This is a genomic window from Mycoplasma buteonis (assembly GCF_000733865.1).
GTDB lineage: Bacteria > Bacillota_I > Bacilli_A > Mycoplasmatales > Metamycoplasmataceae > Mycoplasmopsis > Mycoplasmopsis buteonis.
The window spans coordinates 1-21,938 of record NZ_JPOK01000005.1; the positions used below are offsets into that span (position 1 = coordinate 1).

17 protein-coding genes, 8 tRNA genes and 1 rRNA gene are annotated in these 21,938 nt (G+C 26.9%); 25 read left to right on the plus strand and 1 reads right to left on the minus strand.

The window, feature by feature from the left end; translation table 4 throughout:
* The 16 genes from EI91_RS00860 to rpmA form a co-directional block, all read left to right on the plus strand.
* Window positions 1–687, plus strand: a 23S ribosomal RNA gene (locus tag EI91_RS00860); the annotation flags it as partial.
* Between the two features lie 206 nt (window positions 688–893).
* Window positions 894–970, plus strand: a tRNA-Pro gene (locus EI91_RS00865).
* Between the two features lie 6 nt (window positions 971–976).
* Window positions 977–1,053: transfer RNA gene (locus EI91_RS00870), tRNA-Ala, on the plus strand.
* Window positions 1,054–1,060: 7 nt separating this feature from the next.
* A tRNA-Met gene (locus EI91_RS00875) sits at window positions 1,061–1,137 on the plus strand.
* Between the two features lie 28 nt (window positions 1,138–1,165).
* Window positions 1,166–1,241, plus strand: a tRNA-Ile gene (locus EI91_RS00880).
* A 1-nt stretch (window position 1,242) separates the two neighbouring features.
* A tRNA-Ser gene (locus tag EI91_RS00885) sits at window positions 1,243–1,333 on the plus strand.
* A gap of 44 nt (window positions 1,334–1,377) precedes the next feature.
* A tRNA-Met gene (locus EI91_RS00890) sits at window positions 1,378–1,453 on the plus strand.
* A 3-nt stretch (window positions 1,454–1,456) separates the two neighbouring features.
* A tRNA-Asp gene (locus tag EI91_RS00895) sits at window positions 1,457–1,533 on the plus strand.
* A gap of 4 nt (window positions 1,534–1,537) precedes the next feature.
* Window positions 1,538–1,613, plus strand: a tRNA-Phe gene (locus EI91_RS00900).
* A 63-nt stretch (window positions 1,614–1,676) separates the two neighbouring features.
* Window positions 1,677–2,177, plus strand: coding sequence for a hypothetical protein (locus EI91_RS00905; protein WP_036452034.1), 501 nt, complete (start codon window positions 1,677–1,679; stop codon window positions 2,175–2,177).
* Window positions 2,178–2,185: 8 nt separating this feature from the next.
* The gene (ileS, locus tag EI91_RS00910; protein ID WP_036452035.1) at window positions 2,186–4,882 is read left to right on the plus strand and encodes an isoleucine--tRNA ligase; all 2,697 of its coding nucleotides are present in this window, start codon (window positions 2,186–2,188) and stop codon (window positions 4,880–4,882) included.
* Entirely contained in the window at window positions 4,869–5,549 is a 681-nt protein-coding gene (locus tag EI91_RS00915) for a signal peptidase II (protein WP_051789154.1), read from the plus strand. The genes ileS and EI91_RS00915 overlap by 14 nt, the downstream gene beginning before the upstream one ends.
* 71 nt (window positions 5,550–5,620) lie before the next feature.
* Complete coding sequence (locus tag EI91_RS03500) at window positions 5,621–7,105, plus strand: YitT family protein (protein WP_051789155.1); 1,485 nt, start codon at window positions 5,621–5,623, stop codon at window positions 7,103–7,105.
* An 80-nt stretch (window positions 7,106–7,185) separates the two neighbouring features.
* Complete coding sequence (locus EI91_RS00930; protein WP_036452036.1) at window positions 7,186–7,431, plus strand: hypothetical protein; 246 nt, start codon at window positions 7,186–7,188, stop codon at window positions 7,429–7,431.
* 121 nt (window positions 7,432–7,552) lie between these two features.
* Window positions 7,553–7,852, plus strand: coding sequence for a 50S ribosomal protein L21 (gene rplU, locus EI91_RS00935; protein WP_036452037.1), 300 nt, complete (start codon window positions 7,553–7,555; stop codon window positions 7,850–7,852).
* A 7-nt stretch (window positions 7,853–7,859) separates the two neighbouring features.
* Complete coding sequence (gene rpmA / locus EI91_RS00940) at window positions 7,860–8,120, plus strand: 50S ribosomal protein L27 (RefSeq protein WP_036452039.1); 261 nt, start codon at window positions 7,860–7,862, stop codon at window positions 8,118–8,120.
* Window positions 8,121–8,149: 29 nt separating this feature from the next.
* On the opposite strand, the gene EI91_RS00945 is transcribed toward rpmA, so the two are convergent.
* Window positions 8,150–8,887, minus strand: coding sequence for a DNA-processing protein DprA (locus EI91_RS00945; protein ID WP_036452041.1), 738 nt, complete (start codon window positions 8,885–8,887; stop codon window positions 8,150–8,152).
* 191 nt (window positions 8,888–9,078) lie between these two features.
* On the opposite strand from EI91_RS00945, the gene EI91_RS00950 reads away from it, so the two are divergent.
* The 9 genes from EI91_RS00950 to EI91_RS03650 all read left to right on the plus strand — a co-directional run bounded on the left by EI91_RS00950 (window position 9,079) and on the right by EI91_RS03650 (window position 21,738).
* Entirely contained in the window at window positions 9,079–10,116 is a 1,038-nt protein-coding gene (locus EI91_RS00950) for a 2-hydroxyacid dehydrogenase (RefSeq protein ID WP_036452043.1), read from the plus strand.
* Window positions 10,109–11,167: an aquaporin gene (locus EI91_RS00955; protein WP_036452045.1), complete on the plus strand. Its 1,059-nt coding sequence runs from the start codon at window positions 10,109–10,111 to the stop codon at window positions 11,165–11,167. Before EI91_RS00950 ends, EI91_RS00955 begins: the two co-directional genes overlap by 8 nt.
* Window positions 11,168–11,222: 55 nt before the next feature.
* Entirely contained in the window at window positions 11,223–11,897 is a 675-nt protein-coding gene (locus tag EI91_RS00960) for a nuclease-related domain-containing protein (protein ID WP_036452047.1), read from the plus strand.
* Window positions 11,898–11,899: 2 nt separating this feature from the next.
* Entirely contained in the window at window positions 11,900–14,029 is a 2,130-nt protein-coding gene (locus EI91_RS00965; RefSeq protein ID WP_036452049.1) for a helix-hairpin-helix domain-containing protein, read from the plus strand.
* Between the two features lie 626 nt (window positions 14,030–14,655).
* Window positions 14,656–15,645, plus strand: a complete 990-nt coding sequence (locus EI91_RS00970) for an ECF transporter S component (RefSeq protein ID WP_245597284.1) — start codon at window positions 14,656–14,658, stop codon at window positions 15,643–15,645.
* An 8-nt stretch (window positions 15,646–15,653) separates the two neighbouring features.
* Window positions 15,654–18,071 carry an MAG1360 family OppF-related protein gene (locus EI91_RS00975; protein WP_036452053.1) on the plus strand — a complete coding sequence of 806 codons (2,418 nt, stop codon included), beginning with the start codon at window positions 15,654–15,656 and terminating at the stop codon, window positions 18,069–18,071.
* Between the two features lie 140 nt (window positions 18,072–18,211).
* On the plus strand, window positions 18,212–19,378 hold the full coding sequence (cypl, locus tag EI91_RS00980; RefSeq protein ID WP_036452055.1) for an ABC transporter thiamine pyrophosphate-binding lipoprotein p37/Cypl: 1,167 nt from the start codon (window positions 18,212–18,214) through the stop codon (window positions 19,376–19,378).
* 1 nt (window position 19,379) lies between these two features.
* The gene (locus EI91_RS00985; RefSeq protein WP_051789156.1) at window positions 19,380–20,114 is read left to right on the plus strand and encodes an ATP-binding cassette domain-containing protein; all 735 of its coding nucleotides are present in this window, start codon (window positions 19,380–19,382) and stop codon (window positions 20,112–20,114) included.
* A 583-nt stretch (window positions 20,115–20,697) separates the two neighbouring features.
* Entirely contained in the window at window positions 20,698–21,738 is a 1,041-nt protein-coding gene (locus EI91_RS03650; protein ID WP_156954222.1) for an ABC transporter permease family protein, read from the plus strand.
* Window positions 21,739–21,938 lie beyond the last annotated feature (200 nt).

The following is a 21,938-nucleotide window of genomic DNA, read 5'->3' on the forward strand; positions in this document are numbered from 1 at the left end:
CTGCCTCCGTTATCCGGAGGGGAGACAGTGCGTGGTGGGTAGTTTGACTGGGGCGGTCGCCTCCTAAAAGGTAACGGAGGCGTTCAAAGGTACACTCAATACGGTCAGAAACCGTATGTAGAGCGCAAAGGTAGAAGTGTGCTTGACTGCGAGACTTACAAGTCGAGCAGGTGCGAAAGCAGGACTTAGTGATCCGGCTATACGTTATGGAACGGTAGTCGCTCAACGGATAAAAGTTACCCTGGGGATAACAGGCTTATCTTGCCCAAGAGATCACATCGACGGCAAGGTTTGGCACCTCGATGTCGGCTCATCGCATCCTGGAGCTGGAGTCGGTTCCAAGGGTTTGGCTGTTCGCCAATTAAAGCGGTACGCGAGCTGGGTTCAGAACGTCGTGAGACAGTTCGGTCCCTATCTGATGTGGGCGTTGGAATATTGATGAGAGCTGCTCTTAGTACGAGAGGACCGGAGTGGACGTACCGCTGGTGTTCCAGTTGTTTCGCCAGAAGCATAGCTGGGTAGCTAAGTACGGAAAGGATAACCGCTGAAAGCATCTAAGTGGGAAGCCTCCTCAGAGATAAGTATTCCCTTGAAATTCCTTGTAGACGACGAGGTTGATAGGATGGAAGTGTACGTGTAGCAATACATTTAGCTGACCATTACTAATAAATTGATAGGTTTAAAAGTTAAGATGTATATTCAGACATTTTAATAAATTATTATTACTATTCAGTTTTCAAAAAACTAAGCCCAAGAGGGCATTTTTTTTATTTTTTTATTGACATTTTTTAAAAATATGTTATACTATTAAAGCAAAAGTAATAAATAAAAAATATTTTTTGATTTTTGTCAAAAAAGTAATATAATAGTAAAGCTTATGTAAATAAGTTTGTGGAGAAGTAGCTCAGCTTGGTAGAGCACTACATTTGGGCTGTAGTGGTCGCAGGTTCAAATCCTGTCTTCTTCACCATTTAATGGGGGGTTAGCTCATTTGGCTAGAGCGCCTGCCTTGCACGCAGGAGGTGGTGGGTTCGAATCCCATACTCTCCACCATTTTTATGGCACTGTAGCTCAGTTGGTTAGAGCATCCGGTTCATACCCGGAAGGTCAAGAGTTCGACTCTCTTCGGTGCTACCATATCTATTATTTTGAGCTAATATAATTTGGACCTATAGCTCAACGGTTAGAGCAACCGGCTCATAACCGGTCGGTTACAGGTTCGAATCCTGTTGGGTCCACCATGGGTGATTACCCAAGTGGCTGAAGGGACTAGTCTTGAAAACTAGCAGGGGCTTCACGGCCCGCGGGGGTTCAAATCCCTCATCACCCGCCATGAAAAAAAGAACTATGCAGGTGCTTAACTTAATAGACTTATATAGCGGAGTGGAGCAGTCGGTAGCTCGTCGGGCTCATAACCCGAAGGTCGTAGGTTCAAGTCCTGCCTCCGCAACCAAATGGTCCAGTGGTAAAGTGGTTTAATACGCCTCCCTGTCACGGAGGAGAACGCGGGTTCGATCCCCGTCTGGACCGCCATTATGGCCCTGTAGCTCAGTTGGTAGAGCAACAGATTGAAGCTCTGTGTGTCGCTGGTTCGATTCCTGCCGGGGCCACCATAAATTACTCTATTTTGTTAGGTTTAACTTAATAAAATAGAGTAATTTTTGTATAATTTTAAAATGTTTAAAAAAATATTAATTTCTTTATCTGTTATAAGTACAGTGCCATTACTTTCTGTTTCTTGTGTTGATAAAAATAAAATTGAAATAAAAACATACAATGAAATGGCTAAAATTTTAAATAATATTCATTTGCAATTTAAACCAATATTTGTTGATATTTCATATGAAGAACTTTCTAAGTATACAATTGAAGATTTATGGATACAAAATAAAATATTATGAACCGAATTTCAAAAAGAATTTAATTTTAATAACAAAAAAATTTTTTTATTTGGAAAATTAATAGAAATTGCTTTTAGTAACACAAGTAAAGAAGTTACTTTTAAATATTTATGAAAAACAGATGATCGTAAAATTGAACTTACAAGAGAGTATCATTTAAATATTTTTAAACAAATCATTATTGGAGATACCGAAATTTGTCATTATGGACATTGCCATAAACCAAATGGAGTTTCAATTATTACTGTTATAAATGAACCTTTTATAGGTAAATAGGAGTTTTTATGGATTTAAAAAAAACATTAAATATGCCAAATACAAAATTTGACATGCGTGCTAATTTAACGCAAAAAGAACCTTTATATCGCAAAGAATGATTAAATAACAATGTATATCAAGAAGTATTGAAGAAAAATCAAGATAATCCAAAATTTATTTTGCATGATGGTCCTCCATATGCAAACGGGAATATTCATGTTGGTCATGCTTTAAATAAAATTTTAAAAGATATTATAGTAAGATATAAAACACTTAAAGGTTTTTACTCTCCATATGTTCCTGGTTGAGACACTCATGGATTACCAATTGAACATAAATTTTTAGTTGAAGCACAATTAAATAAAGATGAAATAAATCCAATTATTTTAAGAAAAAAAGCTGCTAAATATGCTTTGAAACAAGTGGAGTCACAAAAAAAAGAATTTCAAACCTTACAACTTTTTTCAGATTTTTCGAAAACATATGTAACTTTAGACAAAAAATATGAAGCTAAACAACTTAAAGTTTTTAAAAAAATGTGTTTAGATGGTTTGGTTTATAAAGGGCTTAAACCAGTTTATTGATCTCCAAGTAGTCAAAGTGCGCTAGCCGAAGCAGAAGTGGAATATCAAGATGTTGTTAGTCCTTCAATTTATGTTGCTTTTGATATCGTGTCATCTGAATTTTCAAAAATTAAACCAGAAGATAAAATTATTATTTGAACAACTACTCCTTGAACATTAATAGCAAATGCAGGAGCAGCTCTTGGAAGTGAAATTGAATATATTGTTGTTTTATTTAATAATCAACGTTATATTCTTGCTAAAAGCTTATTTGAAACATTTTTATCTAAAGTTAAATGAGAGGGCTATGAAGTAGTTGATAGCTTTTACGGTAAAGAACTTAGAGGTGAAGTACTTTATAAAACACCTATTTTAAATAATACGGCTCCTATTGTTATTGGACATCATGTTACTGAAGAAAGTGGTACAGGTATTGTTCATATTGCACCTCTATTTGGAGAGGATGACTTTCAAATCGGTCTTAAATATAAATTAAATATGATTATGCATATTAGTGACAAAGGTTATATAGAAAATACAAATACAAAATTTGATAATCTTTTTTATGATTATGCTAATAAAGAAATTTCTAATTTTTTAGGAACAAACTTATTATTTTTTGAAAGATTTAAGCACTCTTACCCACACGACTGAAGAACTCATTTACCTGTTATTTTTCGTGGTACACCACAATGATTTGTTTCTATAGATAAAATTAGAGATCAAATTTTAAGCCAGTTGAAAAATGAAGTTTCAACTTATCCAGATTGAGCTAAAAATAGAATGATTCAAATGATTGAAAATCGTCATGATTGAACTATTTCTCGTCAAAGAACTTGAGGAGTACCTATAATCATTTTCTATGATCAAAATAAGGAACCGGTAATTAAAGAAGATATTTTTGATTACGTTATTAATCTAGTTTCTAAATATGGTACAGATGTTTGATGAGAAAAAGAAACAGATGAACTTTTACCTGAAAAATATCGTAACTTAGGTTATACACGTGAAATGGATATTATGGATGTTTGATTTGATTCGGGAGTATCATCTGTGGCTGCTGATATAGATGAAAATTTAAATTTACCATATGATATATATTTAGAAGGTGTAGATCAATACAGAGGATGATTTAATTCATCTATTATTAATGCTGTTGCTTTTAAAGGAGTTTCACCTTATAAACGTTTAATTTCACACGGATTTGTTCTTGATGGAAAAGGTGAAAAAATGTCTAAATCTAAAGGTAATGTAGTTACACCTCAAGAGGTTGTTTCAAAAAGAGGTGCTGATATCTTGAGATTATGAGCAGCTAATAGCGATTACACGAATGATGTTTCTATTTCAGAAGAAATTTTGGATCAAAATACAGAAATTTATCGTAAATTAAGAAATACAATTAAGTTTTTACTAGGTAATATTCAAGGTCATGTTTTTGATTCTAAATTAGAGTACGAAGGAATTCATAAGTTTATTAATATTCAGTACAAAAAACTTGCAAAAGAAGTTTTCCAAGCTTATGAGGAATATAAATTTTTAACAGTTGTTAAATTATTAAATAATTTTGTTGTTGAATTATCTAGTTTTTATTTATCAGTTACTAAAGATATTTTATATGTACGTAAACTTACTGATAAAGAAAGATTAATGGTAATTAATAATTTATATGAAATTACACAATTTTTATTATTAGCTTTAGCTCCTATTTTACCTACAACAAGCGAGGAAGCATACAAATTTTTTGCTCCTGAAAGTCAGTTCAAATCAATTATGTTTGAAACATTCGCAGAATATTCAATTTCTAAAAATGACGAAAACATTTTTAGTCAATTTAAAGAATTTTTTGATTTAAGAGATCAAGTTAATATTCTTATTGAAAAACAAATAAAAGCTGGTTTGGTTAAACGTTCAAATGAACTTAGTTTAAAAATTCCTAGATTAAGTGGTTTTTTAAGCAAATTAGATTTAAAATTACTTTTAATGGTAGGTAAAGTAGAGGTTTCTGATAGTTTTTCTGAATTGATTTTAGAAAAATTTGATTCAGAAAAATGTTTAAGATGTTGAAATCATTTTGAAATAGGAACTTTAAAAGATGATCTTTGTGAATTATGTTTTGAAGTAGTTGATGAACTTAAGTCTTTAGAAAATGAAAAACAATAATTTAATATTTAAATTACAAAAAAGATGACAGCAAAAAATTTTAGCTCATTTTAAAAAATACTGAAAAGAAATATTAATTAATTATTTAATCTTTTTTGTTGTTTTTATTGTGTTTATTTTAATTGATCAACTAACTAAAACTTATTTATGAGATCACCCAGTAAACGTTTTTGAGAATCATAGTGAAGATAATGCAGAATCAATTTGACCTATTTCTAAAATTTATAATGGCGATCAGCATGGTAGTGGACTTTTTGGAATTAGATATGTTTGACACAAAGGGGTTACTGTTTTACCTGAAACTTGAGATGTTTATGCTTTAATTCAAACTTTAAGTTTATTACTTTGCTTTATTGCATTGCTAGTACCTATGTTTTTAGTTCATAAAAAAATTCGTTTCTTTTATGTTGTTGCCTTTTCATTATTAATGGCAGGAAGTTTAGGTAATGCACTAGATCGATTTATTTACTTAGGGTATGTAAAAGATATATTTTATTCACCAGCATTCGAAAATTGAAAACAAAAAACAGTAGGAACTTTTAATTTTGCTGATTTTACAATTTTCTTTTCTGTTGCTTTATTTATTATCGTGAGTGTAGGATCATCTGTTTTAGAAATTAGAAATAAAAGAAAAGAAAAACAAACTGTAGATATTAAAAATATTTAAAACAAAGCAATCGTCTTTGTTTTTTTATTTTTCAGATAATTAAATTTTTATTTTAATGTAAAATTTTTGATATGAACGAAAACAAAAACTTAGATAAAACTTTCAAGAGAAAAAGACTAAATTATACCGATAAACATATCTTAGAAAAATATAAAACATGACATTTAAATAAATATAGAAAAAGCGATTCTAATACAGTTATGGATGCTGTTTTTAATAAAAATGAAGTTGTTGAAATTACTAAGTCTTCTGAAGAAATTTCACAATTTGAAATTAAAAAAGAAACTGAAAGACTTAAATATAAAATGGGTAAATATTTAGCAAATAATAAAAAAGTTAAATTGACACCAAGTATCTTTTTTAATCGCTACTGAAAAAGATTTTTACTAATTTTTTTAGCAGCAGTTGTTTTCAATTTTGGTATTCAAGTTTTTTTAAGTAGAGCAGATACAATTCCTTCCGGAATTACTGGAATCCCTACTATTTTGCAATATATCTTTCCTAGTTTAAAACAATATTTTGCTTTGATTTACTTAGGGTGTAATTTACCTTTATTTATTATTTTTTGAAAAAAATCCAAATCAAGTTTTATGTGGTTAACGTTAGCATTTATGATTTGTCAAATTTTTATTAACTTTTTATTCACAAATATAAATGCAGTTCATGAATTTATATCTAAAAAAATTCTGCTAGTTCCAGCAGATATCGAAGATGTTCGAAATTATATTTATAAACCAGTTCGCTTTGATGTAAAACTTGCTAATAATACTGTAGAAAAAATTTATAAACTTACTGATTATCAAACTAATATTATTCATGATTGACATACAATGTATCCAGAATTAATTTCGCTTTTTGATTCTGAAAGAATAAGTGTTAATCAGTATTTATTAAATATACGTAATATTTTAAATACAAATAACACTTTTGATTATTTATCTAATTCTGAATTGCAAGCGTACTGATATCACGTAGGAAAAACATGACCTATTTTACTTTATGGTTCACTAGGAGCTATGTTTATCGGTATGGGAATCGCTTTATCTTGAAAGGCTGGTGGCTCAACAGGTGGCACTGACATTGTTGCTTATTACTTTTCAACAAAAAGTAAAAAAAGTGTTGCTAACATTTTATCTACAATTGCTATTTTTACAGCTATTGTTTTCTTAATTATTTATTCATTTATAAAACCAAATGAGCATGATGAAATTTTTGGTATGAGAGAATTATCAACCTTTGCTTACATATTGGTTTCAAATTTAATTGTTAATGTTTTATATCCTAAATATAAAAAAATGAAATTAACTATTATTTCTCAAGATCCTCAAAAAGTCATTGCTTATTTCAATCTTATTAATTATTGACATAGCTACAGAATTGTAAGATATAAATCAGGATATACTGGCAAATATAATTACAAAATCGAAACTGTTATCTTGCTTTTAGAATCAAGAAATTTAGTTGATGATTTAAAATTAATTGATCCTAATATTTGAATTTCACAATCAAAAGTAGAAAAAGTAAACGGAAAATTTAGTACTCAATTTGTTGAATAATATAAACTAGGTTTTATACCTAGTTTTTAGTTTATTTTTTGTACATACTTAAAATTAAATTAAATAATTTAAGGGATAAAATGAAACTAGAAGAGGCTAAAAAATTAGAAATTAAAGATCTTGAAAGAATAACGGTTGGTTTTTCAGCTGTTGCTTTGATTAGTAGTATTGGAGCTTTGGCAAATGCAATAGCACCAATTGTAGGATTAATTAAAGTTGCAATGTCACCACAAGGAGAAATTAAGGATAAAACTGTAGGTTATAAATGACAATTAACTGACAAAACATCAAAAAGTACTATCGATACCTTCACAACATTTGAGTAAAAAATTTTATTTTTTTTGAAAAAGAATTATAATAAAGAAGTTACTTCGAGTAACCGTTCTAAAAAGGTTTTAAAGTACATTATTTGTCACCTTAAAGACGAGCCACTTATGGAGGTATTGCATGTTAGCAATTATCGAAGCGGGTGGAAAACAACTTTTAGTTAAAGAAGGTCAAACAATTTTCATCGAAAAAATCGATGGTGAAGAAGGACAAGAAGTAAAATTTGATAAAGTTTTACTTGTTGATGACAAAATCGGAAGACCTTTCTTAGAAAATGCTTTAGTTACAGGTATCATCGAAAAACAAGGGAAAGCTAAAAAAATTATTGTTTATCGTCACAACGCTAAGTCAACTCACAAGAGAAAACTTGGACACCGTCAACCATATACACGTGTAAAAATTACAGGAATTCAAGGGTAATTAGAAAATGGCACATACCAAAGCCGGTGGATCTACCAGAAATGGTCGTGATTCACACTCAAAAAGACTAGGTGCTAAATTAGGTGACGGACAATACTGTACAGCAGGTTCAATCATTTATCGTCAAAGAGGAACTAAAATTTTCCCAGGTGTAAATGTTGGACGTGGTGGAGACGATACTTTATTCTCAAAAATCGATGGATACGTAAAATACGAAAGCAGAAGAAACAGAAAGTTTGTTTCTGTATACCCAGAAAAAACAAAATAAATAATAATGCGCTAATTTAGCGCATTTTTTTATTGTATTTCGACTAATTTAGTTATTAATTTAGCGCCTTCTCTTAAAAATTGAGTATTACCATCATTTATATCTAGTCCTGGGAAACAGTAAATTTCTTTCCCATAACTTAAAAAAGCATTTACTAAACCTTGTATCTTTGTGTTCTCGTTGCTTGAAACAATGATTAAAGCATCAGCAACAGCTGCTAATAAATAGTTGCTTTGTTTAAAGTAGGCTTTTTTAGGGTGTGAATTTAATGGATACAAACTTAAATGTAATTCAGATTCTTTTTGTTCATCAGTAACTAAGTTTACATTTTCTAAGCTTTCACAGTGTATAAATATTTTTCTTTTGTAAGGTATTCCACTATATCTTTCTAAGATTTTATCATGTACTTTTTTAAAATCTGTAATAACTAGCGTAAAGGGTTGAATTCCGAAATTTAATCTTGTTTGAATAAAATAGTCAGTTTTATCATTGTTAATTTCGTTGCAAATTAAAAATTTGTTTTTTGTATTTAAAAGTCTAATATTACCTTTGTAATAAATAACAAATGGAGGTATTTTATTTTGGAATAAATCTTCTGGATACTCATTATTTAATACGGTAATAAAATTTGTCCCTGATTCCTTATATTTATTTTGAATTTCTTCAATGCTACTTTTATTAACTTGATATTCAGAACTTAAAAATTCATAAATTTCTTTGTTATTTCCACGTAATGTATCGGATAAATATAGTAATATGTTTTTCATGTTTTTCTCCATTGATTATTTATAAAAATTTAAAATATGAACAAAAAATAAACTAAAAAAATAATACTTATAAAAAGTAGGGAATTAACTCCACATTTTTTTGCATTACATAATATCTATGCTATGTAGAAATTAAAAAATAATATAATTAAGACAAAACAAAAAACACTAGAGCAACAGGAGAATATTTTATGAAAATTGCTTTTTTTGATACAAAAGATTATGATGTTAAATACTTTGATAAGTATAATGAAGGAAGACACGAAATCGTTTACTTTAAAGAAAATTTAACTTTAAATACAGCTCACTTAGCAAAAGGTTTTGATGCTGTTTCAGGTTTTGTTAATACATATGGTGATAAAGTTATTTTAGAAGTTCTTAAAAAAATGGGTGTTAAATATTGATTCCAAAGATCAATGGGTTACAACAAAATTGATGTTGCAAAAGCAAATGAATTAGGAATTGAAGTTTTTAGAATTTTCAACTATTCAGCTGAAAGTATTGGTGAATTTGCATTTGCAGGATTACTTAGTTTAAATAGAAACTTATATAAAGCACACGATAGAGTTCAAAAATACAATTTCTCACTAAATGGACTAGACGGTAAATGTGTCGGAAACTCTACAATCGGAGTTATTGGTTCAGGTAAAATTGGTCAAACTTTTATTAAACTTGCTAAGGCTACAGGTGCAAGAGTTTTAGTATTTGATGCTTTTGCTCAAGAAAATTTCCCACAAACAGCCGAAAAATTCGGTTTTGAATGAGCTTCACTTACTGAATTATTAAAAGAAAGTGACTTTATTTCAATTCACTGTCCTTTATTGCCTTCAACAAGATATTTAATTGACGATGCTGCAGTTAACGCAATGAAAGAAGGGATGATTTTAATTAATACAGCTAGAGGTGAAACAATGGATATTAAAGCTGTTATTAAAGGATTAAAATCAGGTAAAATTCGTGGATTAGCTACAGATGTTCTTGAAAGAGAAGAAGGTAGATTTTACGAAGACGTTTCAGCAAGAATTGATGATTTAAAAGCGCTTGATCCAGATTGAAAAGAATTAATTGAAATGGATAATGTTCTTGTAACATCACACCAAGCTTATTTAACAGATCTTGCGTTAACTCAAATAGCTAAAGCTACATTAGAAAATGCTGATAACGCAGCAAACGGTGTATTTGATAATGCACTCAAATTAATGGAGAACGGAAAAATTAAAAATGGATAAGAATATTAAATATAAACAGAATAATACAAGTGATTTTTCAGCTTTTTTTAGAAGCTTTTTCTCATTTTTCAATTTAACTCAAGCAAGAAGAATGAATGCTGAAAAACCTAAAGATTTACGTACATGAATCATTCACGGTATTTCTGAATTCATCGGAACAATTTTTATTTCTTTAGGACTTGCTGGTTTAAGTATTTATGTGGCAGGTTCAACTGACAAACCATTAGTTATTGAAGAATTTTTATTGCATCCAATTATCGTTGGATTTTACGCAGGATTTATTGTTGTAGGATTGTGTTTATTTATATTTTTACGTTGAAGTTGTGATTTAAACCCATCTGTAAGTTTATATCGTTATATTAATGGTACAAACAATGGTTACTATACAACTTATAAAATTATTATTCAATTTTTAGGAGCTATAGTTGCAGCCTGCATTATTTATTTAGTAGGTCACGCTACTGCTCCAGAAGGTGTTATTGCTAATGCTCCAATTGATGCTATTTCAGCTGCTCATAAAGCTTTCGAAACAGAAACAACACCATCAATTGCTTCAGGTACTGCATGAATCTTTTTTGTAGAACTTGTAATGACATCTATTTTACTTTTCCCAATTTTTTCTCCTAATATTAACGGGAAATATCGTGATTTAATGATTATGTTCATTATTTCAATGTCAGTTTGAATGGGTATTTTAGGTGGTTCGGCAGCTATTAATCCAGCTAGAGGTTTAGCTCAACAATTACCTACTCTTATGTTTCATACAGGTGATACTGATTTAACACATTATTTTGCTATGAAGAATTATAAAAATTTAGGCTTTGGAGAAATTTCACAAGCTGTTGAACAAACTTCAGTAGCCTGAAAAAGTGTGGTTTCAGCTTCTATAATTATGGTTATTGCTGACTTACTTGCACCAATTTTTTACGCATTTGTACAAGGTTTAACAAAAACATTGGTAAACCCATTTGTTGTAAAAGTTATTTCTTATAAAAATTACAAAGCATTAAACATGGAAAAACCTTCAGATAAAAATAAAAACATGAAATAACTTCATGTTTTTATTTTTACTGAATAATTTGTTAAACTAATTAAAAGGATGTTAAATGAATAATCACATTATTATTACAGTTATTATGATTTGTATTTTTCTTTTGCTAATTTGCAGTTGAATAGTTCTTTACTTTTTAAGCAAAATAAACAAAAATAAAGCTTTAAAAAGTGGATTTGAGTTTGAAAATCAAGTTAATTTGGAATTAAAGAGAATAACGAAAAATAAAAAAATTACTTGATTTGGTGGTGATATTTATAAATATGATAATAAATACTTTGAAATTGATGGTTTTTTAATTTTTCAAAACTTAGTAGTTGTGGTTGAAGTTAAATCATATCACGGAATACTAAGTGGTTTTGGAAATAGCCAAAGTGTAATGCTAAGCTCACAAACTAAAAATGGCATTAAAAATGTGGAATTTAAAAATCCAGTGATTCAAAATGAACGTCACATGAATCATATTGCTAAAATTATAGGAAGCACAGTTCCTATTGCTTCATTAATAGTTTTCCCGGATGATTTAAAAAATAATTTAACTAATGTTCCAAACCATGTTGTTTTAGCTAATATGCAAGATTTAGAAAGTGTTATAAAAAACTTTTATTTATATAGCAAGCAAAATAAAAATATTAACTGCAAACCCAAAATTATTAAAAATGCCATGAATAATTTTAGAGTAACAAGCAAAAAGGAAAAAAATGAATTTCAAAAAATAGTTGAAAGGTAGTTATGAATCCAAATGTAATAAAAAAAGTAGCTCAGCACTTAAGAATAACAGAAAAGCAAGTGAATATAGTTTTAGATCTTTTAGAAGATAAAAATACAGTTCCTTTCATTTCTCGTTACCGTAAAGACTTAACTGGCGGTTTAGATGAAGAACAAATTTATCAAATAGAAACACTTTATAAATATTCTTATGAGTTAGACGAGCGTAAAAATAGTATTTTACAAATATTAGCTGAAAAGAAACTGTTAACAGATGTTTTGAAAGAAAAAATAGTTAATGTAAAAACTAAAAGTGAACTAGAAGCTCTTTATGAACCTTTTAAGGTGGGTAAAGTTACTAAAGCAACAGCTGCAATTGAATTAGGTTTAGAACCTTTAGCTAAGGTTATTTTTAGCAATAAAAACATTAATTTTAACCCTCTAATAGAAGCTCAAAAGTACTTAAATAAAGATGTAACAACTGTTGAGTTTGCTTTAGAACAAGCAAATTACATCATAGCACAGTGAATTTCACAAGATTTTAAATTAAGAGAAGAAATTAAAGAAAATATTAATCGTTTTGGTATTTTAAAAACTTCTTTTAAAAAATCTGCTGTCGATGAGCAAGAAAAATTTAAAAATTATTATGAATATCAAATTCCAATACGTTATATTAAAAATCACAATGTTTTAGCAATTAATCGAGGTGTAAAATTAAAAATTTTAAAATTAGATTTTGAATACTCAGCTGAAAAACTTATCACTTTATTACTTCGTCGTTTAGATAAAACAAATAAGAATCATGCTAATTTAAAACTACCTGCTGAAGATGCCTTCAAAAGATTAATTCAACCTAGTGTTGAGCGAGAAATTTTCAATGATTTATTTGAAAAAGCTGAAAAAAATGCAATTTTAATTTTTGCAAACTCAGTAGAAAAATTACTTTTTGCACCGGCTCTTCAAGGTCATAATATTCTAGCCATCGACCCTGCTTTTGTCAATGGATGTAAATTAGCTGCTTTAAACCAAAATGGTGATGTACTTGAGATTGCAAAAATTTATCCGAATGCACCTAAATTTGAAATAAAAAAAGCTGCCGAAATTGTTTATAAAATGATTTTAGCACATAAAATTGATATTATAGTTATTGGTAATGGTACTGCATCTCGTGAAACTGAACAATTTATTGCTAAGTTAATTAAAACAAATAATTTAAAAGTAAAATATGCAATTGTATCAGAAGTTGGAGCTTCAGTTTATTCTGCTTCAAAAGTTGCCATCGAGGAATTTCCGAATTTAAGTGTCGAAGAAAGAAGTGCAATTAATATTGGTAGAAAATTTTTAGATCCTTTAAATGAATTAGTTAAAATCGAACCTAAATCTATCGGAGTAGGTCAATACCAACATGATTTAAACGAAAAAGAATTAGATAACTACTTAACTTTCAAAGTTGAAAAGGTAGTTAATACGGTAGGAGTTGATATTAATACTGCTACTAAATCTATTTTGGAATATATTTCAGGTATTTCTTCTAAGCAGGCTGAAAAAATTGTTGCCTTTCGTAAAGAAAATGGAAGTTTTTTAAATAGAGAACAAATTAAAAAAGTTCCTGGTTTAGGACCTAAAACTTATGAGCAAGCAATTGGTTTTTTAAGAATTTTTAATTCTGATAATTTTTTAGATAAAACTTTTATTCACCCTGAATCATATGATTTAGCTAATAAAATTATTAAGAATGAAAAACTGAATCCAAGTGAAGATGGAATTAAAAATTTAAGTTTAAATGTAGAAGAACTTATCAACAAATATAATTCAAACTATTATGAAATAGAACTTATTTTAAAGGCTTTATCAAATCCTGTGAAAAATTTTGAAACCAATAAACAAGGATTTTTATTAAAAGATGAACTCTTAAATGTTGAAGATTTAAAACTAGGTGATTTAGTATCTGGAACAGTTGAAAATATTACTGATTTTGGTATTTTTGTTTATATAGGTATTAAACAAAGCTTATTCATTCACATTTCGGATTTAAATCTACAAACAAATGACAGTATTTTTGATTATTATTATCCTAGTCAAGTAATTAGGGCACAAATTACAGGAATTGATTTAAATAGAAACAGGATTTCTGGAAAAATCATTTCTGATTAAAACAACCAAACAATAAAAAGAGCTGACAGCAACCTTGTCAGCTTTTTATGTTTATGCACTATTTAATTTAATATTTTAGAAATATATTTTCTAAAAATTGATTCTATTTCTTTTGAATTTGACAAATTGTTTAAATAAATAAGCATAAGTTTTTAAAAACTTGTGATTAATATCTAAAATTTTTTTGTATTATGATGATAGTTGTGTTTGATTTGGACTAAAAAATGTTGATTTGTATGCTTGTTTTTAAAGATTCAGTCAATATCATGTTTAATGTCCACTATTATATTTTTATTATTTAAATTACTATTATAAAAAATAGATTGCTTTAATAAATAATCTTTCAAATTTTTAAAATCATTATTATTTTCGCTCAAAATTATTTGTAAATATTTTGGTTGTTATATAAGTATCAACTGCAATTTCACTAGCTTTCGAAATTTTCAATGAATTATTTTTCACAATAGTGCTTAAGTACTTATTATTTATTATTTTGATTTTTAATTTTGTTTAATCAGCAGATTTTTATTTTATATTATTGTAAGTTCTTTCTAAAATATTCATGCTATTTTATTGGATAAATAAGAATAAAATAATATAAAATTAAAGTAAATAAGGGAGAGAGCGTGAAACACAAATTTGAATTTATAAATATAAAATTATTTCCTAAATGAACAATTCGTAAAATGGCATTTGTGGCTATTTTAATAGCTATTTCAGTTGCTTTTACAGTAGTTTCTGCGCAAATTGTTCCCTTGATCACCTTGTCTTCTTATAAAATAGCTTTTATTGGTTTACCAGTAAAAATAGCTGGTTTTATTTTTGGACCATTTGTTGGATTTTTTGTTGGAGTTGTTAGCGATCTTTTATCATTATTATTTATTCCGCCGGCAGGATATTCACCAGTTTATACTTTAGCTGTAGCGATGAACGGAATAGTTGCTGGTATTTTTGGTTACTATTTTATGCAATTCACTAATCGTGCTTTTTCCACAGAGTATAGACTTGCAAAAAATAAAATGAAAATTCATTTATATGTTAATAAATATAAAAATGCAATAGCATCAAATAATAATATTACTGCTGAAGAAATTAAAATTAAATTAATTTCTTTATATAATAAGCAAAAATTTATCACTCCTTCTAATTCACAAAAATTGCTTGCCAATATTTCTTTAGTTAACGGAGTTGTCTTTTTAAGTATTATTTTAGTTATTATTTTAACTTATATATCTTTATCTGTCACAGAAAGTGATTTAGTAAATTCTCTTGTTAAAAGCAAAAAAGTGCTTACTATTTTAATGAATGCTGGATTACTTGCTATGATTGTTTTCATTATAATTGGTCGTTTTACCTTGAAATTAGAAAGATATACAGTTTTAGTTCCAATTATTGTTTTTTCAGCTTTTTTAGAATTAATAAATTTACCTATTTTGTCATATGGAGATATGATTACGCTTTCAGGTGGTAGTGGCGGTAAAGAACAATTCTTCTTTTGAATTTCACAACACATTCTAAGTTCGCCAATTAAAATATGGTTTAACATGTTTGTTATTTATTATTCTTATTTAATTGTGTCAAAATTAATTAATAAAAATGAACATTTAAAATACTAGAGGTGGAAATGAAAAAAAATAAAAGTTTATTAACTATTAAAAATATTTTTGCACCAGTAGATTATTTAGGAAAAACAGAATATATTAGTGTTCCATTTTTAAATTTTAACTGCAATGAAAAAACCGCTTTATACATAAATAATCAAAATAATATTTTAACTTTTGATGCACTTTGAAATGCAATTAATAATGATTCTAGTGTAACGCTAGCATACACTAAAAAAGATGAAGAAGATCATGATATAGAAACTAAAGTTATTATTGACAAAAATGAAATTTTAAAAAAAATAGCTGTTTTTGATATCCTAGAAGTTACAGATGAAGTTGATAAAGAAATTCCTTTGTTTGATATTTGAAACAATACTATTTCAATACCAGATAGTGATAAGCTGCTTTCAGAAGTTAATTTACTTTTTAAAGATTTTGAAATAGCAACAAAAAATACACTTTACAACATTATTTCTAAATATTCTCAAAAAATTATTGATATAAATCAAAACAATATAAAAGAAGCTAGAATTTTATCTAAAAAACTAGCATCTCCAGAAATATTAACTGATAAATTAGAGTTTCATAATAACCTAGTTTTACTTGATGAAATTGGTGAAAATTATCAAAATGACATTTTTGCTGTTTTTATGGATTTTTTTCAATCTCTGAAAGATAATCATGAACAATTATTAAAAAATTATGAATTCAGTAATACTATTTTGCAAAAACAAACTATTAAAGATGGTCAGTTAAAACTTTATTATATGAATAAAATTAACAATAGTTCAATTAATAAGGTTGATAATGATTTCAAAATTAAAAAACTAAAAATTGAGAAAGATTTTTATTTAGATTTCCAGAAAAATACTAAAGTTAAAGCGTCGCATTTACTTTCTTTCATTATGAATTCAGTCAAAAATGAAATTCATATTTTAAATTTTAAACTTAAAAACTTAAATCCAACATCTCCTGAATATTTTGAAACATATAAAGATGTTCTTATTAAGCGAAAAGTATATAAGCTTTTAATGTGTAATAGATATGATTTATTATATTTATCAGCATCTAAAATATGAGAGTTAAATGAACATTTAAATTCTGAAATTAAAATTTTTGTTAATGAATCATTTAGATTTAGAAAAATTGATCAATCATTACAAGTCTTAAAAAAAATACGTAAACTAGTCAAATATGAATTTAGTTTTAAAATAGATTCTTACTTAAATGAATCTAAAGAAAGCAAAATTGAAATTGAACAAAAAATACAGTTTTTTGAAAAGGAAATTAAAAAATTAAGCAAATTGAATTTTCAGAAAGTTGCTAATAGTAAGAACTCTTTAAAAATGCGTCGTTTTGAACAACAGATCAAAATGGCACAGGCAGAATTAGAATGATCTAAATTTAGTGAAAAAAAATTATTTAATAGTTTATTAAAGAGCAAAGAAATTAAAATTAGAAGATTAAATAATAGTTTAAAAAACCTTTATAACGAAATAAGCAAGTTAAAAACTCAAATTTCTGATTTAGCGAAAACTCATTCTAATATTTTTTATGAAGAAGAAACTTTTGAATCTCTTCGTGAGCATTTTAATTTTTTATCTGAATCAAGATGAATGACAGATGTAACTTCAATTTTAGCTAACTTCACTATTTCTAAAATTTCTGCTTCACCTAAAATACTAACTATTTATAAAAACATCTTAAAATTTATCGATACAGTAGAAAGTATTTCCATTCAGAAAAATAGTTATTTAATTCCTTATAAAAAGCTAAAAATAGTTGATAAAGCTAAAATTAAACTGATGAAACATGTTTTATCAGAAACAGATTTACTTTTTGTTAAAGACAATAACAAAAATATTCCTCTAGAAATTAGATTGGAATTTTTAAGAGTTTTATTTAAAATTTCTAAAAAATACAATTTTAATTTTGTATTCGTAACCCATCACCTTGGATTAATTAAAGGTAATTTTGAAAAAGTACATTTCTTTAATAATTATTCACTTGTTGAAGGTGGACAAGTTTGCAGAGTGCTAGGTGAACCAAAACATCCAAGTGTTATTTCTCTTATTAGAAGTAAAAAATATTTAATACCTGATTCTAGGGAAACAAATTTATTTATTTATGATGATATTTTTGAAATAGATAGCAATCATTATGTATATGCTTCTTTAAATCAATTTCAAAAGTGAAATGATTATAGCAATCAAATTCAAAATAATGAGTTTAGTCATGCTGATTATATTTCAAAAACTAGCACAAATATTATTGATGATTTTGAAAGCATTTTTAACGATTATGAATTTGAATTAGAATTTGACATTTCAAAAGATAACCTAAATAAAAAAGAAAAAGAACTTTTAGAAGAACTTAAAAATAATACCGAAGAAATTGAAAATGATGCAGTTGATGAAAATATTAATGAAACTTTTTAAGTTTAACTATATAATTTAAAGTAAGGACAGAGGTACTTACTTTTTTTTAGTAGGTTGAGAAATACTCTTATCAGCTGATCTAGGTAATTCTAGCGGAGCGAGTCTTTCCCTTTCCTGTCCAATTTGGAGGGAATTTTTTTATGAAAAAATTACAAAAATTTTTTAAAAGCACAGCTTTATTGATTCCATTATCAATTTTACCTGTTGTGGTTTCTGCTGCTTGTGATAATCAATCTTCAAAAATCTACAAACTTGAATTAATTAGTAATAGCAAAAAAGATAAAACTATTTGAAAAACAAAATATGAAAAGCTTTTCAATGATGCACTTGCTAAAAACGGTTCAAAAGCAAAGGTAGAAGTTAGTTTTGGAAGCAGTGATGATTACAATAATACAAAAACTAGAATCGAAAAAAATGAAATAGATTTTGGTCTTTTATCTTCGGGTTCTCTTTTTAATACCAAAAATGAACTAGATAAGAGTGGAATTAGTGTTATTTTACAAACTTTAACAAATAAATTTGCTGGAGAAAATCCTCAAGCAACTTACTCTAGTGAACCAAATGGTAGTGCACTTGTTAAGTCTGCACAAAATGAATTTGCTGTTTTTAGTACACCACCATATGAAACATGAGGTGATACAAATTGAAATGGTTCAATCTATACTAATGCTTATGATGTTCATAAAGAAAATGATAAAGAAGTATTCTCTTTAGTTGATTATCAACGTGGTTTATTTGTTATTTCTGCTACAGATGAAATCAAGGCTAAAATTATTAAAGCTTGAAATGATAAAAATTTAACTGAATTTTTATCTTATGGGATTGCAATTGGTTCTCCAACATCAGGAAGTAAATATTTATTACCTGAAAAGTTAATGAAAAAACATTTTGGAGCAACCTTCTCATCATTTTTAGCTTTAAAAAATAATGATCAATACAAAAACTTTATTAGACAAAGCAAATTAAAAAACCTTAATGATACTGAAAACTTAAAAATACATATTTTTCTCGAAAATGAGGGATTTTATGGATATAACAAAACAGTTAATGGTAAGTTATTTAAGCCAGGTGAATCTAGACCTGGAGAAAGTTTATTTTTCTTAACTTTAACTGATCCGTTGCCTTATAATGTGGGAGTTGCATCTAATAGAATTACAAAATCAGATGCAAAAATTATTGTTGATGCTTTAATTGAGTTGTCTAAAAAAGGTGAAGATGATTGAGGACCTTCGGAAGGATTCAATTCTTACGAATTTTATGATAATGATAATGATTTTTGAAATAAATTAAACGAAACATTAGGTTAATATGGTTAATTTTTTAAACGTAAATTTATCTTATAATGACAAAGACATAGTTTTAGAAAATTTAAATTTTAGTTTTTCTAGCGGCTCAATTATTGGTTTTATTGGCAAAAGCGGGTGTGGAAAAACGACACTTTTAAAATCATGCTTTAACACAAATTTAATTCATTCCGGTCAAATAACCATTAATGATGTCGAACTTAACCGTAAGTCTTCAAAAAAAGATTTAAAAAAGTATAAAAAAAGTATTGTTTTTTTAGATCAAGAAAATCTTATTTTAGAAGAATATGATTTTTATCATAATTTCTTATGAAAATTTAATAATTATAAAAACATTTTTTATAAATTTTTTAGATTATTGAGTGCTGAAAATAAAGAAAATTTAGAAAAATGATTAGATATTTTTGAAATAAAAGAGCTTTTATTTACTCCAATGCAAAATTTGTCGAGTGGACAAAAACAAAGATTTAATTTATTATTTGCTTTCTTGAATAATTCACAGCTTATTTTAGCTGATGAGCCAACAAGCAATTTAGATGTATATTATAGTGACTTAGCTTTAAAAGAATTGAGTAAATTAGTTAAAGAAAAGCAAAAAACTTTTTTGATGTCTATACATGATTTAGATTTAGCTATAAAATATTGTGATTATTTAGTCGCTATTAAAAATGGTCAAATTCAAAAAATTTATAGTAAAGATAATTTCGAAATTAATGAAATAATTAATTATTTTGATTAATAAAATCAAGCAAATAAATAGAAAAAGATTTATTTTTATTTCATTTTCTATTATTATTTTTTTATTTGGTATTTGATATTTACAATTTTTTCAAATACATATTAATTTATTTAGTAAAAGTTTTGAAATTATCCGAAATTTATTCGCTTTTAAATGAGATTATTTAAACAACCCAAATGATAATTTGTGAATTTGAAATTTAAAAAAATTATTTGAAACAATAGAAATTATTTTTAGTGCTACAGCATTTAGCTTTTTCATAGCTTTAATTACTGCTTTTTTTTCTGTTCCTCGAATTTTCCAGCACAAAATTTTGATTTATACAACCAGAATTTTAATTTTAATACTTAGATCGTTTCCGATTTTAATATTTCTTACAATGTTTCAAAAAATATTGGGTTCACAAAAAATAATTGCTTTTTCTGTTTATTTTTGATTTACTTGACTTTGGTTGCATCGTTATTTTGTTGAAATTATAGAAAATAGTAGTTTTAAAAAATTTTACTTATCTGTTTTACTTGGTGAGTCTAAACTAATTGCTTTTTATAAATATTTATTTTTACCTAATAAAAATAAATTACTAATGAATTTTTTACTAGGAATTGAATCAAACGTAAGATGAAGTGCAATTTTAGGTATTGTTGGTATTTTTGGTATAGGCGACTTTTTTCACACCTTCACAAAAATAGAAGATATGAAATATTTAGGAATTACTATTTTATACATTATGCTACTAGTTTTCTTTATTGAGGCTATTTTATATACTTTTAATAATTTTTTATTTAGAGAAAATAAATATAATTTACCACAAAAATCTAAGTGATCAATTTATCGTCATAAACAAATAATTAAAATAGTTTTATTTTTATTTTCACTTTTCTATAGCTTATATGGTTTTATGCATATTCTATTTGATTCAAGTTATATTTTTAATCAAAATGGTTTTAGTGAATTTTTTGGAACTTTTTTTAAGTTAGATTTTAGTGAAATTACAAATGATCCAAAAGTTTATTTAATTTATATTAAAATAGCTTTTCAAGTTTATATTGTTTTATTTATTGGTTTTTTTTCTGCTGCTTTTTATTCCTTTTTTTGTGCAGATAAACTACATAATATATCAATAGTTTTTCTTTTTAAACTTCTTTTGAGCTTTATAAAAGCTATTCCAATAATTATTTTTTTCATTATTTTTAATCCTATTTTATCCACTTATGCAGCACTAACGCTATCGTTAGCTGTTTCTACCTTCAGAAGTTTAGCTAAGCAATTTAATGAACATTTTAATGCTATTTCTTCAAAAGAAATTAATCTCCTAAGAGATTTAGGATGAAGTAAATGAAAGATTTATATAGACTTTATCTTTAAAAAGGCACTTAAATTTGTCTTGGGTAATGCGTCTTTTGAAATAGAAGGTACATATCGGAATGCTATGAATTACAGCATGTTTATTCCGTCTGGTATCGGTATTTATGAGCTTATTAGTCGTTATTCAAAGTATAATCAATATGGAAAAATTGTTCCTTTATTATTACCTGCAATCATCCTTTTTATATCTTTGGAATTAAGTTACCTATTCATTAAGACTAAAAAATTTCAAAAAGATAATTTACGTTGAACGAACTAATATAGTTCGTTTTTTTGTTTACAAAACAAATATAAAGTAAAAATTTTAAGTAATTTTAAGAATTAAAATATCTGTATACTAAAAAATAAAAACTTGATGGTGCAAGATTTTTTTATTCCATATTTTTTTAGAAAAATTCAAAAAAAATCTTAAAATGCCTATTTTTTAGGTAGAAAAACTTTTTAAACTGTTTGCTTTCG